The organism is Kaistella sp. PBT33-4, assembly GCF_029194425.1.
Classification (GTDB): Bacteria; Bacteroidota; Bacteroidia; order Flavobacteriales; family Weeksellaceae; genus Marnyiella.
In genome coordinates this window covers 382,608-398,623 of the sequence record NZ_JARFYL010000003.1, presented here as the reverse complement: position 1 = coordinate 398,623, position 16,016 = coordinate 382,608, and the positions used below count along the sequence as shown (strand labels likewise).

Below are 16,016 nucleotides of genomic sequence, written 5' to 3'. Positions count from 1 at the left end.
TTATTCCGCTGGACTATACCAGCGGAATTTTGTTATATACCAAAACCATTCAATGAAAATCAGTTTATTAATCAATACCAATTTTATTTAAATCATGAGAGATAAGTTTTTAGTCTGGGGAGCCGTACTGGTAGTCGGAACACTGGTAGTATCACTGCTGATCCGGGCACATTACTGGATTCCCATTTTGCTGTTGTGCTTATATCTGCTGGGGCTGTATAATATTACCCAGTCCAAACATGCCATACTGCGTAACTTTCCTGTTTTGGGTTATTTCCGTTATTTTTTCGAGGGTATTTCACCGGAAATGCAGCAGTATTTCATCGAAAGAGAAACAGATGGAAAGCCTTTTCCGCGCAATGAGCGTTCAGCTGCTTACCGCCGGGCCAAAAACCTGGGTGATACCGTTGCATTTGGAACACAGCTGGACATCAACCACAGAAAATATGAAGGTATTAAGCACTCTATCTATGCAAAATCGCCTAAAGAGGAACTGCCAAGGGTTATTGTAGGTAATGAACAGTGCTCAAAGCCATACAGCGCTTCACTTTTCAATATTTCCGCAATGAGTTTTGGCTCGTTGAGTGACCGAGCCCAGCTTTCCCTGAACAGAGGAGCAAAGAAAGGTCAATTTTACCACAATACCGGTGAGGGAGGTATATCATCGTATCACATGGAAGGCGGCGACCTTTGCTGGCAAATAGGTACCGGCTATTTTGGATGCCGGGACGAACATGGGAAATTCTCGCCTGAACTTTTCGCGCAGAAGGCCAGTATTGAAAATGTAAAGATGATTGAAATTAAACTGTCGCAGGGAGCCAAGCCTGGTCATGGTGGTGTTCTTCCCGGAGTTAAAAATACACCGGAGATTGCAAAGATCAGACACGTTATGCCGGGTATGACCATTATTTCGCCACCGGGACACTCTTCCTTCTCGGATGCTGCCGGTCTTCTGAGGTTTGTGCAGCAGCTTCGTGACCTTTCCGGAGGTAAACCTATTGGTTTTAAACTTTGTATTGGTGATACAAAAGAGTTTGAAGACATCTGTGTGCAGATGAACGAACTGAAAATTTATCCGGATTTTATAACCGTAGACGGCGCGGAAGGTGGAACGGGAGCAGCCCCACCGGAATTTTCCGACGGTGTGGGAATGCCTCTGGAGCCTGCTCTTATATTCGTAAATTCTACACTTACCAATTTTGGTTTGCGTGATAAATTAAGAATCATTGCCAGCGGTAAGGTGCTTACCAGTCTGGATATCCTGCGTGCAGTAGCCATGGGTGCCGATATCTGCAACAACGCGCGCGGTTTTATGTTCGCGCTGGGCTGTATACAGGCGCTGAGATGTAATACGAATGCTTGCCCTACTGGGGTGGCTACACAGGATAAGATGCTTATTAAGGGTCTTGATGTTACGGATAAATCCGAGAGGGTATATCACTTCCATAAAAATACCTTGAGAACCTGTAATGAGCTTATAGCAGCTGCCGGCCGTGAAACCTACGAAGAGGTGGATGCCAGCATGTTCATGCGCGGTGATGAGTTTGAACATCTGTCCGATATTTATTTCCCGGATATTTTGGGTAATGTGAAGAAGAGAAACCACTGAGAAGTTTATTCTGCTCTAGACAATCCCAGGTAAATGAACCTGAGAGTAAATAAAAAAGGCTGTTTCACCCGGTGAAACAGCCTTTTTTATTTACATATTGTTGCTTAAGGTCTTGGCGTGGTTTTATACACCTGGAAATTGAAAACGACACTGCGGTTACGCATAGAATACCCGCTGTGGTTATAATGTGGATCTCTTGCAAAAGCCGCGCGCGAAGGAACAATAATGACACCCTGCAGATTATATCCGCTGTCATCAGTGAGGTCAAAAGCTCTGAAATGCTGCAGTGCCTCACGGAATCCTTCAATCTCATAATAGCTTCTCTGCTTTGCTACATCAGCAGTCGCGGCATCCAGCACCGACTGTTTAACATAGTAGTAGGAGGGATCAACCTCAGGCACACCTGCGCCGTCTATTGTGCTTTTAAAAGAAAAAGGTGAAGCAAACGTTACATTTCCATCGGTGCTGATTCCCACATAGGAAATGGATCGGGACATCAGTCTGATAATATCTGAAGAACCAATGGCTGTGCCAGGATCAGGCTGAGCGCCTGGACGAACAATATATACCACACCAGACGGGAGGGTCACGGGGCCCATATCGCTCAGTTTGGTGTAATTATCGTCAGCCGCATCAGTCTCGCTAAAAGCTTTAATGTTTCCCTGAGTGTCCAGATAGTGAGCGGTCAGGAATTTCTGAATGGCCTGATCGTCATAGGAATTCTGAACTTCCAGAGATTCGGGTTCCTTATAGGTTTCCGTAGGCTCATCCTCTTTTCTGCATGAGGATAGGGCCAGCAGGAGCGCAGTACAATATAACAGGATTTTTTTCATTTTAAATTATTGGTTAAATTGCTGAAAATTTGTTTGACACAAAAGTATAAAAAATAATGAGAATCGATAAGTTTTTGTGGAGTGTGCGCTTTTACAAGACCCGGAGCATAGCGGCAGATGAGATAAAGAAGAACAGAGTTTCCGTGGGGGAGAATATTGTAAAATCTTCCCGTGAGGTGAGGGAAGGCGATGTGATAAAAATCCGCAAAAATCAGATAAACTATAAGATTAAGGTGCTGCAGATTCCTAAAAGTCGCCTGGGTGCAAAGCTTGTACCGCTGCATATAATAGACCAGACGGATAAACAGGAATACGAATTGCTGAAACTCCGGCGGGATGAGCAGAATTATTACCGATTAAAAGGTGAAGGAAGGCCAACCAAAAAAGACAGACGGGATATAGACGGATTCACTGTGGACGACAGCAGCAATTCTGAGGATACCGAATGGAACGACTTCTTCAGCGGTTTGGAAGATGATGGAGAAGAAAATTAGAAAACCAACGAGGTAATCTCCTCTGATATCTGTTCCGGCGTTTTGGAAGTACAGTTTACAATGTATCTGGCCTGGCTGTAGTAGGGATTACGTTCAAAAAGATGTTTGGCAATGAATTCCTGCAAATCTTCATCAGGTATATTTGCAATCAGAGGTCTTTTGTGTTTATGTCTGCGCAGGCGCTCAGCAAGTACAGGTACGGATGTCATAAGAAAGAAGCTGAGGGAACCGTGATTTATTGCTTCCATATTATTGTAGTAACATGGTGTTCCGCCACCCAGGCTGAGTACGGTGTCTGTTTTGGAGGCTAAAAGTTCCTCCAACACCTCCCGTTCCTGTTTGCGGAAGTATATTTCACCTTTTTTTTCAAAAATCTCACTTACCGGCATCCTGTTCTTTCTGGATATTTCAAAATCAAGGTCCACATACTCAAAATCCATTTTTTTGCTTACTAATTTGGATATGTGAGTCTTACCGCAACCCATGTAGCCTAGCAGACTTATGATCATATTTTTAATTTGTACAAAGTTGTAAATTTATTTTGAGAGTTTAAAAAAAATCATATCTTTGCACCACTTTTTAGAACAGGATATCTGTGATGAAAATGGAAGACTTGGTAGCTCAGTTGGTAGAGCAATACACTTTTAATGTATGGGTCCTGGGTTCGAGCCCCAGCCAAGTCACAAACAGGAAATTCCCGCAGTAATAACGGATTTTTTGCCTGTGTGGTGAAATTGGTAGACACGCCATCTTGAGGGGGTGGTTTCCTATGGATGTGCTGGTTCGAGTCCAGTCGCAGGCACACAAATAAAATGACGGTAAACCGTTCAGATTACAGACCGACCTGGTAGCTCAGTTGGTAGAGCAATACACTTTTAATGTATGGGTCCTGGGTTCGAGCCCCAGCCAGGTCACAGATTTGCTGCAAAGTAAATTTTTTTCATATTAATATTTTGTGATTTGGTGTTCAAAAGCCTTCCTAACGGGAGGCTTTTGATATTTTGGTACTTGATTTAATCCAGATGCATATTGTCGATTAAGCGTACATTCCCTACAAAAACAACGATGAACGCACGGTAGGAACGGTCCCTGTAAAAGAAATCTGTTTCCCTCAGTGTTTCCTCATCCGCAATCATAAAATATTCCATCACCATGCCCGGAGTACTGTTAAAAATGTCAGTTACCCGGCTGTTTATTTCGCTTACACTTACCACCCGGAACCAGTCTTTCACCTTAAGAAGGGTTTCATAAATGATTTTGGCTGCGTCGCGCTGCGCTTCTGTTAGCCTGGTGTTACGCGAACTCATGGCGAGGCCGCTCTCATGTCTTTGTGTGGGTATGCCTTTTATTGTTACCGGCAGGTTTTTCAGCTTTACCAGTTTCTTTACGATTGCCAGCTGCTGAAAATCTTTTTCTCCAAAATACGCATTATCCGGCTGTACCTGCCGCAAGAGTTCTTCCACCACGGTACCAACACCGTCAAAATGTCCCGGCCGTGAAGCGCCCTCCATCTGGTCCTCAAGACCGTCAAAGGAATAATGTTTACTTACTACGCCTCCGGGATATATATCCTCTGCTTCCGGCAGGTAAACCGCGTGAACAAATCCCGAATTTTCGAGTTTCTTAATGTCCGCCTCAACGGTGCGCGGATACTTTATAAGGTCTTCATTGTTATTGAACTGTGTAGGATTTACAAAAATGGAAGAGATCACCAAATCGTTTTCTTCGGCTGCTGCCGCATACAGCGAAATATGTCCGTCATGAAGCGCACCCATAGTAGGCGCAAATCCAACTACTTTTCCCATCTCCCGGTTTCTTTCTACATAAGCAGTAAGCTGTGATCTGTTTCTGAATATTTCCATAGTTTTTAGTCTGGAGGTAAAAATATAAAATAATTGGAAATTGAGGATGTCTGTACTGCAAAATTGAATCTGCCTTAATTATAAGGCCGGAACAGTATTAATATGTGTTAATAAAAATGTTTTAACTCAGAAATTTGTAAATTTGCAGAATAACGTGTTTTGAAACTACTCAAGGCACATACGAAAAAAAATTATGCCCAATCAGAAAATTTTGTACATTACGACCGAAATGTCTCCTTATCAGGAAGATAGCAATATAGCGGCTATGGCCAGCAAGATGGCGCTTAAGATGCATGGTGCCGGAAATGATGTACGGGTCTTTATGCCCAGGTTTGGAATTATCAGCGAAAGAAAATTTCAGCTTCATGAAGTAATCCGGCTGTCCGGTATGAATATCATTATAAACGACCTCGACCAGCCGCTCATCATCAAGGTGGCTTCCCTGCCGGGTGAAAGACTGCAGGTGTATTTCATCGACAATGAAGAATACTTTAAGCGGAAGACCTTCTACAAGGATGAGGATGGTCAGAATTACGAAGACAACGGCGAACGTGCGATATTCTTTGCCCGCGGTGTAATTGAGACCATTAAGAAGCTTAACTGGGTGCCGGATGTTATTCACCTTAATGGCTGGATGTCTTCCATGATTCCGATCTACCTGAAAACCTACTACAAAAACGATAATTATTTCAAAGATACCAGGATAGTAATGTCCCTTTATAATGAGGAGAATTTACCGCTTGAAAACAATCTTGCCGAAAAACTGAAGTTTGACAGTATCTCCGACTTTGATAAATTGGAGGCACCTGCATTCAGGGACGTTGTAGTAGAGAGCCTTAAATATGTAGATATGGTGATCAAAGGGGATGAGTTTCTGGATGCAGACCTTAACCAGGCGTTCGCCGATACTAAAACCGAAAAATCTGAATACCTGGATTCGCAGTCCATTGAAAATATATACTAAACCTGAATTGATGATAAGTACTATTAAAAACATTACAAAAATCGCTTCTGTAATTGCATTCGGAAGTGTTTTTTTATATAGCTGTGAACCCGAAGCAGATAACCTGGGCGAGCAGCTCTTCTCCGGAGCACAGCTGAATGAGGAGAACTTTGATGTGATTGCCTATAACATTAATAATAATGACACCATACGCACCGATGCGTCCGAACTGAGTCTGGCGCCGCTGGGTGCTTTCTCGGAAGCTTCATTTGGCACACAGAAGGCTGCTTATGTATCTCAGGTCAGACCCATGGAGTACAATCCGGTGTTTGGAGACAATGCGGTGGTGGATTCTGCTGTACTGGTCATCAAGCCCCTGTTCGCCTCGGATTCATCGTCCGTAACTACAGACGAGAATTATCTGTATTCAGAAGAGAACATCCCTGCCAAGAAAGTGGTTACTTCTTATCCGGTATTAAAATATGGCAAGCACAACAGGGACTTAACTCTTCGTGTTCATGAAGTGGCGGACTTCCTTGGTGGAGCAGAGCAAATGAGTTTTTCTAACAGAGCGGTGGCTTTGGGTGCCGAACTTGGCTCTAAGGCCTTTAAAGGAAGAATCAGTTCTACGGTAATTACCAAAGATTCTGACAACAGCAACCTATGGAGCAACGATGCAAGTCTAAGGATACCACTAAGCGCTTCTTTTTTTCAGCAGAAAATTGTTGACGCAGAAGGATCGGCAGACCTGAAAGATGCGGCAAGTTTCATAAGATATTTCAGGGGCGTTAGAATTTCAGTAGATGAAAATGACGGTTATATCTTCAGGTTCACACCAACCAATGCTGAGATCGTTTTATATTACAAATATGACAAAGTGGAGAACGGTACTACAACACGTCCGCAACTCACGAAAAAATTCACCCTTGGCGATCCTAATGTCCGTTTTGGGCAATACACCTTCAACCGTACTGATGCACCTGTGAGCGCGGCGCTGGCATCCAGCAATTCTGTAACCGGCGATTCCAGACTTTTTGTGCAGGGAATGGGTGGTCCCGGTTTCGGCTTCAGGATCCCGGATTCGGAAATTGCAGTTCTGAAAGAGAAATTCAGTAAAGACAAAATCGGAATCATGGGTGCGAAAATCCGAGTATATACAGATGAGACCATTTGGAACAGCAACTACGACAAACCTTCGGCCTTTGTATTCCTGCAGAAAGATGCTACAGGCTTCCTGCCTGAGCTCAGCGCACTCTCAGCTGTACCTAACTTCAGCCTTGTGAGCGCTTTTGACCTTAAGAAAAATCCGGCTTATTATGAATTCACGGTAACCAAATCCTTAAAAGACATCGTGGAAAGTGAGGCGGCCAATAAAGATTTTGTGGTAAACGTGGGTGCCTTTAAATCCAGTGAAACCAACCAGCTGCTGGGTTACCGTGCAGACACGCGCTCTTTTGTGCCGAACAGGGTAGTACTTGTGGGGACAGATGCTTCCCGTGCCAACAGAATTCAGCTCAAAGTAATTTACGGAACCAAATAATAAAAAAAAACTTATAACTATGTGTGGAATTGTAGGATATACAGGATTTCAGGACGCTTATTCTGTAGTAATCAACGGTTTGCGGAGGCTTGAATACAGAGGATATGACAGTGCAGGCATCGTGCTGGACGGAGATTCAACTTTTAAGATGGCCAAGACAAAAGGCAAGGTTGATGATCTGGTGGCCGTCTCAGAAAACCTTAGAGGTACAGCTACCATTGGCATGGGCCATACCCGTTGGGCTACACATGGAGTGCCCAGCGACCGAAACAGCCATCCTCATTTGTCCAATAACGGCAAGATCGCATTGGTTCATAACGGGATCATAGAAAACTATGATACCATCAAAACCATGCTTACGGACAAAGGATTTGTTTTCCATTCTGAAACAGATACGGAAGTTCTCGTAAACCTTATCCAGTATTTTATGGATGTGGATCCTGCCATCGATTTCCCAACCGCAGTGCGTTATGCACTGAACGAGGTGTACGGTGCGTATGCCATTACGGTAATGCATGATGATTTTCCGGGTGTCCTGGTTGTAGGCCGTCTCGGTTCTCCTCTGGCAATTGGTCTTGGTGATAAGGAGTACTTCATCGCTTCAGATGCCTCTCCGTTTGTTGAATTTACCAAAGAAGCAATTTATCTGGAGGAAGGCCATATGGCTACAATTTCCCTTGAGAACGGTGTAGATATCCGGTCCATTACTGATAATGTTAAAATAGTTCCTGCCATTCAGGAGCTTAAGCTAAGTTTGGAGCAGATTGAGAAGGGTGGTTATGAGCACTTTATGCTGAAGGAAATTTTTGAGCAGCCAAAATCTGTTCATGACACCATGCGCGGCAGGCTGCTGGTGGAAGAAGGTATTATAAAGATGGCCGGTATCTTTGACCATCTTGAAAGATTTAACAATGCAGGCAGAATTATTATTATCGCTTGCGGTACCTCATGGCATGCAGGTTTGATTGGGGAATACCTGATTGAGGAGTTCGCCAGGGTGAATGTGGAGGTAGAATATGCATCTGAATTCAGATACCGTAACCCGATCATTACAGAGAAAGATGTGGTAATTGCCATTTCTCAGTCGGGTGAAACTGCAGATACAATGGCTGCTCTGAAACTCGCAAAAGAAAAAGGAGCCTTTATCTATGGGATTTGTAATGTTGTGGATTCATCAATTGCCCGTATTACCGATGCCGGTTCCTATACACATGCAGGTCCGGAGATTGGCGTGGCTTCCACGAAAGCATTTACTGCGCAGCTTACCGTACTGTCGTTAATCGCTCTTAAACTGGGTAAGCACAACGGGGCACTCAGCAATTCAGAGTTTATGAGTCTGATCACTGAACTGGATTTGCTGCCGAAAAAGATTGAGGAAGCCCTGCAAAGTACTCACGATATTACTAAGGAGATTGCTAAAGATTTTGTACAGACGCAGAACTTCCTGTATCTTGGTCGTGGATATAATTTCCCGTCGGCGCTTGAAGGTGCACTTAAGCTGAAGGAAATATCCTATATCCATGCAGAAGGTTATCCTGCCGCCGAAATGAAGCACGGTCCCATCGCGCTTATAGATGAAAACATGCCGATTGTTATTATAGCTCCAAAGAAAGGACATTATGACAAGCTGGTAAGCAACGTGCAGGAAATTAAAGCGCGTAAAGGGAAGGTTATTGCGGTTGTAAACAAGGGAGATGAGCAGGTAGCTGCTATGGCAGATTATGTGATCGAGATTCCTGAAACCTCGGAATGCTTCTCGCCAATAGTTGCTGCAATCCCGCTCCAGCTGCTGGCCTACTATGTGGCTGTTTACAGGGGTGCCAATGTAGACCAGCCCAGAAACCTCGCAAAATCGGTAACTGTCGAATAAAATTGGGGCAAACAAAATATTCTAAGATTTTTTTCGTTTTTCAAAAAAAATCTTAAAAGTTTCTTAAAAAAATTATATATTTACGGCTTAATTATAAAAATTAACATGAAAAGGATATTTCTTTTATTATTATCAGCGTCAGCAGTATCTGCAACGGTATCTTGTTCAGGCGGAGGTAGCTCCGCAGGTAAACCGGGAACAAAAGGAGAATTGATACCAAAGGAAAGATCAAGAAGTTTTGTTGCACAAAGACCTTACGGAATGGTTTCTATTCCCTCCGGATCCTTTGTTGTAGGTCTTGCAGATCAGGATATGACCAACCAACCTGAAAAAGCACAACTTAGAACCGTTACTGTGTCTTCCTTCTTTATGGATGAGGCAGAAACAACAAATGCGGAATACCGTGTATTCATTAATTATGTACGTGATTCCATCGCGAGAACTTTACTGGCTGAGGCAGCTGGTGAAGGTGGTGACGGCAGCGGTAGAGGCGAGAGTATCGGAGATTACGCATACAAAGCTTATCAGGAAGATGAAGAAATGACTCCTTATCAGGAATGGCAGGAATCTCAGGGTGGCCGCGACGAGTCCGGTTATGATGCCAACAGAAAGTTGGACTGGAGCATTCCTTTGCACTGGAGTACTGCAAAATATCCGGATGTGGAATATGCTGAAGTTTTAGAATCCATGTACTTGCCGGCTTCCCAGAGAGTTGGGAACCAAAGGGTGATTGATGCTTCAAAACTGAGATATTCTTATGTTTGGGAAGACCATAATACAGCGATTGCTGAAAATGCAAGAGGAGCTAACTTCCTGAAGAGAGAAAGCCTTGCTATTTACCCGGATACTACGGTGTGGGTTAGGGATTTCCATTACTCTTATAATGAACCACTGTTCGAGCAGTATTTCTGGCACAACTCCTACAAGGATTATCCTGTAGTAGGTGTAACCTGGGATCAGGCAAGAGCTTACTGTGATTTCCGTTCTAAACTGAAAAGTGATTACAACGAAAGTCTTAAGAGAAAGAAGCAAAGACCTCTTAGATTCCGTTTGCCAACCGAACAGGAATGGGAATATGCCGCAAGAGGAGGCCTGGAGAATGCGCCTTTCCCATGGGGAGGTCCATACCTGATGGACGACAGGGCTTGCTATCTTGCAAACTTCAAACCGAAAAGAGGTAGCTATATTGAAGATGATAAACTGGGAACTTATACTTATACTGCACCGGTTAAAAAATTCAGAAAGAACGGATACGGACTGTTTGATATGGCCGGTAACGTCTCAGAATGGACAGAGTCCGATTTCAGTAACTCATCTTACGGTTTTGCCAATACGCTTAACCCAACTACAAAAGGAACTGCGGATACAAGAAAATCTGTACGTGGCGGATCCTGGAAAGACATAGGTGCAATGCTTATGGTGGGTGCCAGAGATTGGGAAAGAAAAGATTCGGCAAGAAGCTATATCGGTTTCAGAACTGTACAGGATATTCCGGAATCTGCAGTAAAGCCTAAGAGAAGAACGAACTAATAACTAATTGAATTCTAATATTAAAAAAGTAAAATAATGATCGGAAGAGTTTTCGGAACAAAGGACGGTATATATAACTTTGTCTATTCATTTGGTGCCGCTATTGTAATTTTAGGTGCCTGGCTAAAAATTACCCACCTTAGCTTCGGACCCATCACGGGAAATGTTGCCCTTACGGTTGGTCTTGTAACTGAAGCTATTATCTTCGTAATTTTTGCCTTTGACCCACCTAAGTCTGAGGAAAGCTATGCCTGGGAAAATGTATATCCGGAGTTGCTGGACAAGCACGCCAAGCCAAACCCGCTTCATGCCAATGTTGGTGTAGGCAACAAACAGCAAATGATGCTGGATATGGAAAATTCACTGAGCAGCAAGCTTGACAAAATGCTGGAAGAGGCCCGACTGGACGTAGGTCTTTTTGAGAGACTTAGAGCAGGTATCGATAAGTTTTCCAACTCTGTAGACCAGATTAACCAGACTGTTGACGTTTCTGCTTCTACACACAAATATAATGAGCAGCTGAACAGAGCAGCTTCACACATGGAAAGTATGAACCAGCTTTATGCTATGCAGTTGGAACAGGGTCAGAAGCAGGCTGAATACAACAGAAGATATGTAGCGGATCTTGAGAAATCAGCTGAGCATTCTGCTAAGTTTAACGAAGAACTACACGGTCTAACTTCTAATCTGAACAATCTTAATAGAGTTTACGGAGGTATGCTTACTGCAATGAAGTCCTAATTTCCGGTACATTTTAACTTATATTTAAATAACGAAAGAGAAAATGGCACAAGGAAAACAGACTCCACGTCAGAAAATGATTAACCTGATGTATTTAGTGTTCATCGCGATGATGGCGTTAAATATTGATGCGGAGATCATCAGATCCTATTATGAGTCCACTCAGTCACTGCGCGATACTCGCCAGCTTACTGAGACCAAGAATACTGAAATCTTTGAGGTAACTCTTGAAGCCAAAGCGGCTGCGGTTCCCGATACCTATGCACAGCCCTGGGAGCAGTACAAGGTGCTGAAAGGTAAGATTGATGATCTGGTCGCTCATGTTGATCAGGTGAAAGATAAAGTAAAGAAGGATTCAGAATTTTTTGAATTCCATCCTGAAACCAATCAGCCTATTGATATCAGTGAGAACTTTACTGCCCTTAATAACAATACAGCTACAACCCAGTATTTCTTTAATGATGGTGATGAGACTGTTCCGTCTAACAACGCGAACGTTCTTAAGCAGAAGATGGATGATGTGCGTAATTACATCACACAGACATTTGGTAATAACACCAATATGAAGTCTTTAGTAGACCGTGCAAATAAATCATTGAGAACCGAATACCCAAAAGACAGCAAACTTGAGGATAAAACTTGGTTGCAGTCTAAATTCTACAATCAACCGCTTATCGCTGCAATCTCCAATCTGGAGATCATTCAGAATGATGCGCGTAATGTTCAGTCGGACGCCTTGGCTCTTATGCTGCAGGAAAAAGTGGATGCGAGTATTAAATTCAACCAGTATGACGCGATTGTTAAAGCACCTACTGATGTGGTACAGGGCACAAAAGCTGAAGCTACTGTTTATCTTGCATCTTACTCCAACAGTGACAAGATTCGTATTTCCGGTGTTAACAGAACGGAGAATGGAAAAGGTATTATCGGTTTGAACACCGGTGGGCTTGGTGAAAGAAAAATTGGAGGTACCATTACGGTACAAATGGCGAACGGTGAACCTGTGTCTATTCCTTACACCCATACATACAACGTAATTGCGGGACAGAAGGAAGTTCAGTTTGAAACCGGCGCAACAATATCTGCGGATAAGATGAACGTTCTCTACCGTGGACTTGAAAACCCGATTTCAGGAGCGATCCTGGGTGTGGATAATTCCAGACTTTCACTTTCAGCACCTGGTGCCAATGTGAAGAGTGCAGGAGCAGGAAAGTGGATTGTTACACCTACTACAGGTACAACAATCAAGCTGACTGTTTCCGGTACCGGTCCAAGAGGCACACAGTCCAAAACATTCGATTTCCGGGTGAAAGGTGTACCTGCAGCTCAGGGTCAGATCAGGGATAAGAATGTGGTTAGTATGCCTGCATCATCAATCAGCAAGCAGTTGGTTACGGCGACTATTCCGGACTTCGACTTCCCGGTTACATTTACCGTGACAGGTTTCAAGTTCAAAGTAGCAGGACGTGCCGCAACTTATATTACAGGAAACAGTCTTCAGTCTGTTGAAGGTATGACTAAGACCCTGCGTTCCGGAGATGCTGCCTGGATTTTCGATATCGAAGCTACGGCAAGCGGATTGGGTAACCAAAGGTTGAAGAATATCACCCCGGTTGTAATCAATGTTCAGTAAAATTTTTAAATTGTATTAAATTCATTAACATGAAAAAATATATTAGCAGTTTATTAGTAGTAGTTTCAGGGTTTGCATTTGCCCAGACTATTCTTAATGCTAAATCGCCGGAAGAATTCAGAAAACTCCGGGACGATAATATGCGCATCGTAGGAGACAGTATTGTTTCCGCTGAAATAACCCCGCTATCCTATGGTTATGTAGATGAAAAGGATATTTTGAAAAGTGTGTATGTTTGGGAAATCATAGATCTTAACGACAAGGTAAACCAGCCTTTCTACTATAATACTGAAATTGGTTTCAGCAATCAGACCAAGTCTATGTATCAGGTTTTGCTGGATGCAGCTTTATCCGGCCAGATCACTGAAGTGTATGAGGAGGAAGATTTCCTTACCAAGCTTTCACCTGAAGGTATCCTTAAGAGACTTGAGTCTACAAGAGTAGATGATGCCCTTATCGATATTTACAACTCCGGCAGAACTCCGACTCAGGAAGAAATTGAAAGATATACGGACAGAATACGTACCACTTCTGATAAGGTACAGCTTCTGAAAGTGATGGGTATGTGGTTTATAGACAAAAGAGACAGCCAGATGAAGTACAGACCTCTTGGTATTGCCGCTATGGGTCCTGATCCGGCAACTGCTGGTCAGCTTGGTCCGGACGGACAGCCTATCGGTGGTGATGATGCCTATATCGACCTGTTTTGGATCTATTATCCTGATGCCCGTAAAGTACTTGCCAACAATATGGTTTTCAACAAGAAGAATACCGCTGCTGACTTAAGTTTCGATGACCTGATGAACGCAAGAAGATTCTCTTCTGTGATTTATAAATCATCTAATGGTTTGGGTGAGGGTACGATTAAGGACTATATTCCAAGAAATGCTGAAGAGCAGATCGAGGAGAGCAACCGTATCAAAGGTCAGATCCTTGCAATGGAAAACGAAATGTGGCATTATTAAGAAAGCACTTTCAAATCAATATAAACCTGAGTATCTTTACTCAGGTTTTTTTTATGCAGAAAGTAGATTATATAATAGTTGGTAACGGTTATGCCGGGATGTTTTTCGCGCATCAGATTATTATGGCCGGTAAAAGTTTCATGATGTTCGGGAGCAGCTCTTCCGGTGCCTCACATGTTTCGGCGGGTGTCGTGAACCCTGTTGTACTCAAGAAATTCACCAGTTTTTGGCTGGCGCAGGAGCAGATTGACAGTTTAAAGAAGACGTTATCTGAAATGGAATCCTATACGGGTGAGATTTTCTATGTGGATGAACCCGTACGCCGGATCTTTCATGATGATAATGAAAAGTCGCTCTGGGAAAAGAAAACAAACACGGAAAGCCTAAGTCCATTTCTTTCTCCGCAAATCACCAGGTTAGATGGGGTAAATAATGAATATGGCGTAGGTACGGTGATGCAGTCCGGGCGGCTTGATGTACAGAAATTCTTTACTTCACTTTCAGATTTTCTTTATAAACAGGGAGTCCTGTTTAAGGAATCCTTTAACTATAATCTCCTTGATCCATTATCCCGCAAGTATGGAAACCTGGAATATGGCACAGCTGTTTTTTGTGAAGGGATGGCTGTACTCAATAATCCCTTCTTCAGCAGTATTCCTGTGCTGCCTAATAAAGGACATCATTTAAAAGTAAACTTAGCTTCTGATCTGAACCTTTCCTCAACGTTAAAGAAAAAGCATTTTCTTTTCCCGCTGAGTAACGGTAAATATTATTATGGCGGAACTTATGACCGTCACCGGTTGGATCAGGGAATTGACCCGTCTGCTGTAGAGGAGTTAAAAGCTGGTCTGAGACTTCTTTACCCTCGTGATTTTGAGGTCGCTGAAGTGAATTTCGGGTTTCGGCCGACTGTGAGGGACAGACGTCCTATTTTAGGTGTTCATCCTGATTATAAAAATTTGTTCGTGTTCAATGGTTTGGGTGCCCGTGGTATACTCAATGGAAATTATTTTGCAGAAATCCTGTACAGACATATCGAGTTGGGGACAGATATTCCGGTGGAAGTAGATTTAAAAAGATTTACACAATAATAATTTTGTTTATATCTAAATTAATCCTATTTTTGCCCACCATTAAGAGAGGTGTCCGAGTGGTTGAAGGAGCTAGCCTGGAAAGCTAGTATACGGGTAACTGTATCGAGGGTTCGAATCCCTTCCTCTCTGCAGTAAGCATCCTGCCGTATTATACGGCAGGATTTTTTTTGCTCATTAATTTATTAAAAAACAGCCCGTACAAAATGTACAGGCTGCTTTTTTGAAAATATTTAAGGTAATGTTACAGTCTTGCTTCTGTATCATCGTTATACCAACGGTCGTATGTATAGCGTGCATCTTCTTCATTTCTTGGCTTATAGCCCATGTAGATACCGCCATCCTTAATTTCAGACTCGTAACGAGCGGCCTCATCTTCAGGAACACCTGCACCTGTAAGGGCTCCTACCAGACCACCGGTTGCTGCACCGGCACCGGCACCTGCAAGACCTGCAGCCAACGGACCTGCTACAACAAGTCCAAGACCTGGAAGAAGTACGTTGGAACCAATCGCAGCTACTGCGCCTACTACCGCGCCAATTCCGCCGCCGATCAGTGATCCTGTTCCTGCGTTGTCTGCAACTTTGTCGCCAAGAGCAGTATCGCGGTCAGTGTTGGTAAAGTAAGTATCACGTGTTTTATCAGACATCAGCACATTTACATCATCCTTGCTGTACCCTCTTCCGTGAAGATCTTCATAAGCTCTGTCGGCCTCCTCTCTGGTTCTGAACACTCTGGATACATAATCGTTTCTGAATTCTGGTCTGAATGGTTGATTTTCCATAATAGTAAAATTTTAAATGTTAATATTTTGTTGTGCTACCTAAAATCCAATTACGGTGCCACAGGACCGCGTCTTAACATTGTTTAACACTATAAAAAATCTGCATAAACTGCCTGATGAC

Annotated in this window: 14 protein-coding genes and 4 tRNA genes; 14 read left to right on the top strand and 4 right to left on the bottom strand. The window is 43.2% G+C overall.

Annotated elements, in window-relative coordinates; translation table 11 throughout:
• The first annotated feature begins 94 nt into the window (after nt 1-94).
• On the top strand, nt 95-1,609 hold the full coding sequence (locus P0M11_RS07905; protein ID WP_158063524.1) for an FMN-binding glutamate synthase family protein: 1,515 nt from the start codon (nt 95-97) through the stop codon (nt 1,607-1,609).
• 104 nt (nt 1,610-1,713) lie between these two features.
• Here the strand turns inward: P0M11_RS07905 and P0M11_RS07900 are convergent, their stop codons facing one another.
• Nucleotides 1,714-2,442, bottom strand: a complete 729-nt coding sequence (locus P0M11_RS07900) for a hypothetical protein (protein WP_275625186.1) — start codon at nt 2,440-2,442, stop codon at nt 1,714-1,716.
• 56 nt (nt 2,443-2,498) lie between these two features.
• On the opposite strand from P0M11_RS07900, the gene P0M11_RS07895 reads away from it, so the two are divergent.
• On the top strand, nt 2,499-2,936 hold the full coding sequence (locus tag P0M11_RS07895; RefSeq protein ID WP_275625185.1) for an RNA-binding S4 domain-containing protein: 438 nt from the start codon (nt 2,499-2,501) through the stop codon (nt 2,934-2,936).
• Here P0M11_RS07895 and P0M11_RS07890 read toward each other — a convergent pair.
• Nucleotides 2,933-3,445: a shikimate kinase gene (locus tag P0M11_RS07890; protein ID WP_275625184.1), complete on the bottom strand. Its 513-nt coding sequence runs from the start codon at nt 3,443-3,445 to the stop codon at nt 2,933-2,935. The genes P0M11_RS07895 and P0M11_RS07890 overlap by 4 nt on opposite strands.
• Before the next feature lie 101 nt (nt 3,446-3,546).
• Between P0M11_RS07890 and P0M11_RS07885 the strand changes: the two genes are divergently transcribed.
• From P0M11_RS07885 to P0M11_RS07875, 3 genes are all read left to right on the top strand, one after another.
• Nucleotides 3,547-3,619: transfer RNA gene (locus P0M11_RS07885), tRNA-Lys, on the top strand.
• 36 nt (nt 3,620-3,655) lie between these two features.
• A tRNA-Leu gene (locus P0M11_RS07880) sits at nt 3,656-3,738 on the top strand.
• Between the two features lie 39 nt (nt 3,739-3,777).
• Nucleotides 3,778-3,850 (top strand) — tRNA-Lys (locus P0M11_RS07875).
• Between the two features lie 99 nt (nt 3,851-3,949).
• On the opposite strand, the gene panC is transcribed toward P0M11_RS07875, so the two are convergent.
• On the bottom strand, nt 3,950-4,798 hold the full coding sequence (gene panC, locus P0M11_RS07870; RefSeq protein WP_275625183.1) for a pantoate--beta-alanine ligase: 849 nt from the start codon (nt 4,796-4,798) through the stop codon (nt 3,950-3,952).
• A gap of 193 nt (nt 4,799-4,991) precedes the next feature.
• On the opposite strand from panC, the gene P0M11_RS07865 reads away from it, so the two are divergent.
• The 9 genes from P0M11_RS07865 (at nt 4,992) to P0M11_RS07825 (ending at nt 15,243) form a co-directional block, all read left to right on the top strand.
• Complete coding sequence (locus P0M11_RS07865) at nt 4,992-5,762, top strand: glycogen/starch synthase (protein ID WP_158063529.1); 771 nt, start codon at nt 4,992-4,994, stop codon at nt 5,760-5,762.
• Between the two features lie 10 nt (nt 5,763-5,772).
• Nucleotides 5,773-7,281, top strand: coding sequence for a DUF4270 family protein (locus P0M11_RS07860; RefSeq protein ID WP_275625182.1), 1,509 nt, complete (start codon nt 5,773-5,775; stop codon nt 7,279-7,281).
• A gap of 19 nt (nt 7,282-7,300) precedes the next feature.
• Entirely contained in the window at nt 7,301-9,151 is a 1,851-nt protein-coding gene (glmS, locus tag P0M11_RS07855; RefSeq protein WP_158063531.1) for a glutamine--fructose-6-phosphate transaminase (isomerizing), read from the top strand.
• A 105-nt stretch (nt 9,152-9,256) separates the two neighbouring features.
• Nucleotides 9,257-10,681, top strand: a complete 1,425-nt coding sequence (gene gldK, locus P0M11_RS07850; protein WP_275625181.1) for a gliding motility lipoprotein GldK — start codon at nt 9,257-9,259, stop codon at nt 10,679-10,681.
• A gap of 36 nt (nt 10,682-10,717) precedes the next feature.
• Nucleotides 10,718-11,422 (top strand): gliding motility protein GldL, encoded by a 705-nt coding sequence (gene gldL / locus P0M11_RS07845; protein ID WP_275625180.1) that lies wholly within the window; start codon nt 10,718-10,720, stop codon nt 11,420-11,422.
• 43 nt (nt 11,423-11,465) lie between these two features.
• Nucleotides 11,466-13,055: a gliding motility protein GldM gene (gldM, locus tag P0M11_RS07840; RefSeq protein WP_275625179.1), complete on the top strand. Its 1,590-nt coding sequence runs from the start codon at nt 11,466-11,468 to the stop codon at nt 13,053-13,055.
• 29 nt (nt 13,056-13,084) lie between these two features.
• Nucleotides 13,085-14,020 carry a gliding motility protein GldN gene (gene gldN, locus P0M11_RS07835; RefSeq protein ID WP_275625178.1) on the top strand — a complete coding sequence of 312 codons (936 nt, stop codon included), beginning with the start codon at nt 13,085-13,087 and terminating at the stop codon, nt 14,018-14,020.
• 53 nt (nt 14,021-14,073) lie between these two features.
• On the top strand, nt 14,074-15,111 hold the full coding sequence (locus P0M11_RS07830) for an FAD-dependent oxidoreductase (protein ID WP_275625177.1): 1,038 nt from the start codon (nt 14,074-14,076) through the stop codon (nt 15,109-15,111).
• A 45-nt stretch (nt 15,112-15,156) separates the two neighbouring features.
• Nucleotides 15,157-15,243: transfer RNA gene (locus P0M11_RS07825), tRNA-Ser, on the top strand.
• Nucleotides 15,244-15,355: 112 nt separating this feature from the next.
• Here the strand turns inward: P0M11_RS07825 and P0M11_RS07820 are convergent.
• Nucleotides 15,356-15,895 (bottom strand): hypothetical protein, encoded by a 540-nt coding sequence (locus P0M11_RS07820; protein ID WP_275625176.1) that lies wholly within the window; start codon nt 15,893-15,895, stop codon nt 15,356-15,358.
• Nucleotides 15,896-16,016 lie beyond the last annotated feature (121 nt).

Coding starts and splice junctions, on each gene's coding strand:
- gldK (WP_275625181.1), top strand. CDS start 9,257: ATGAAAAGGATATTTCTTTTATTATTATCAGCGTCAGCAGTATCTGCA.
- gldM (WP_275625179.1), top strand. CDS start 11,466: ATGGCACAAGGAAAACAGACTCCACGTCAGAAAATGATTAACCTGATG.
- P0M11_RS07890 (WP_275625184.1), bottom strand. CDS start 3,445: ATGATCATAAGTCTGCTAGGCTACATGGGTTGCGGTAAGACTCACATA.
- panC (WP_275625183.1), bottom strand. CDS start 4,798: ATGGAAATATTCAGAAACAGATCACAGCTTACTGCTTATGTAGAAAGA.
- P0M11_RS07895 (WP_275625185.1), top strand. CDS start 2,499: ATGAGAATCGATAAGTTTTTGTGGAGTGTGCGCTTTTACAAGACCCGG.
- glmS (WP_158063531.1), top strand. CDS start 7,301: ATGTGTGGAATTGTAGGATATACAGGATTTCAGGACGCTTATTCTGTA.
- gldN (WP_275625178.1), top strand. CDS start 13,085: ATGAAAAAATATATTAGCAGTTTATTAGTAGTAGTTTCAGGGTTTGCA.
- P0M11_RS07865 (WP_158063529.1), top strand. CDS start 4,992: ATGCCCAATCAGAAAATTTTGTACATTACGACCGAAATGTCTCCTTAT.
- gldL (WP_275625180.1), top strand. CDS start 10,718: ATGATCGGAAGAGTTTTCGGAACAAAGGACGGTATATATAACTTTGTC.
- P0M11_RS07830 (WP_275625177.1), top strand. CDS start 14,074: ATGCAGAAAGTAGATTATATAATAGTTGGTAACGGTTATGCCGGGATG.
- P0M11_RS07900 (WP_275625186.1), bottom strand. CDS start 2,442: ATGAAAAAAATCCTGTTATATTGTACTGCGCTCCTGCTGGCCCTATCC.
- P0M11_RS07820 (WP_275625176.1), bottom strand. CDS start 15,895: ATGGAAAATCAACCATTCAGACCAGAATTCAGAAACGATTATGTATCC.
- P0M11_RS07860 (WP_275625182.1), top strand. CDS start 5,773: ATGATAAGTACTATTAAAAACATTACAAAAATCGCTTCTGTAATTGCA.
- P0M11_RS07905 (WP_158063524.1), top strand. CDS start 95: ATGAGAGATAAGTTTTTAGTCTGGGGAGCCGTACTGGTAGTCGGAACA.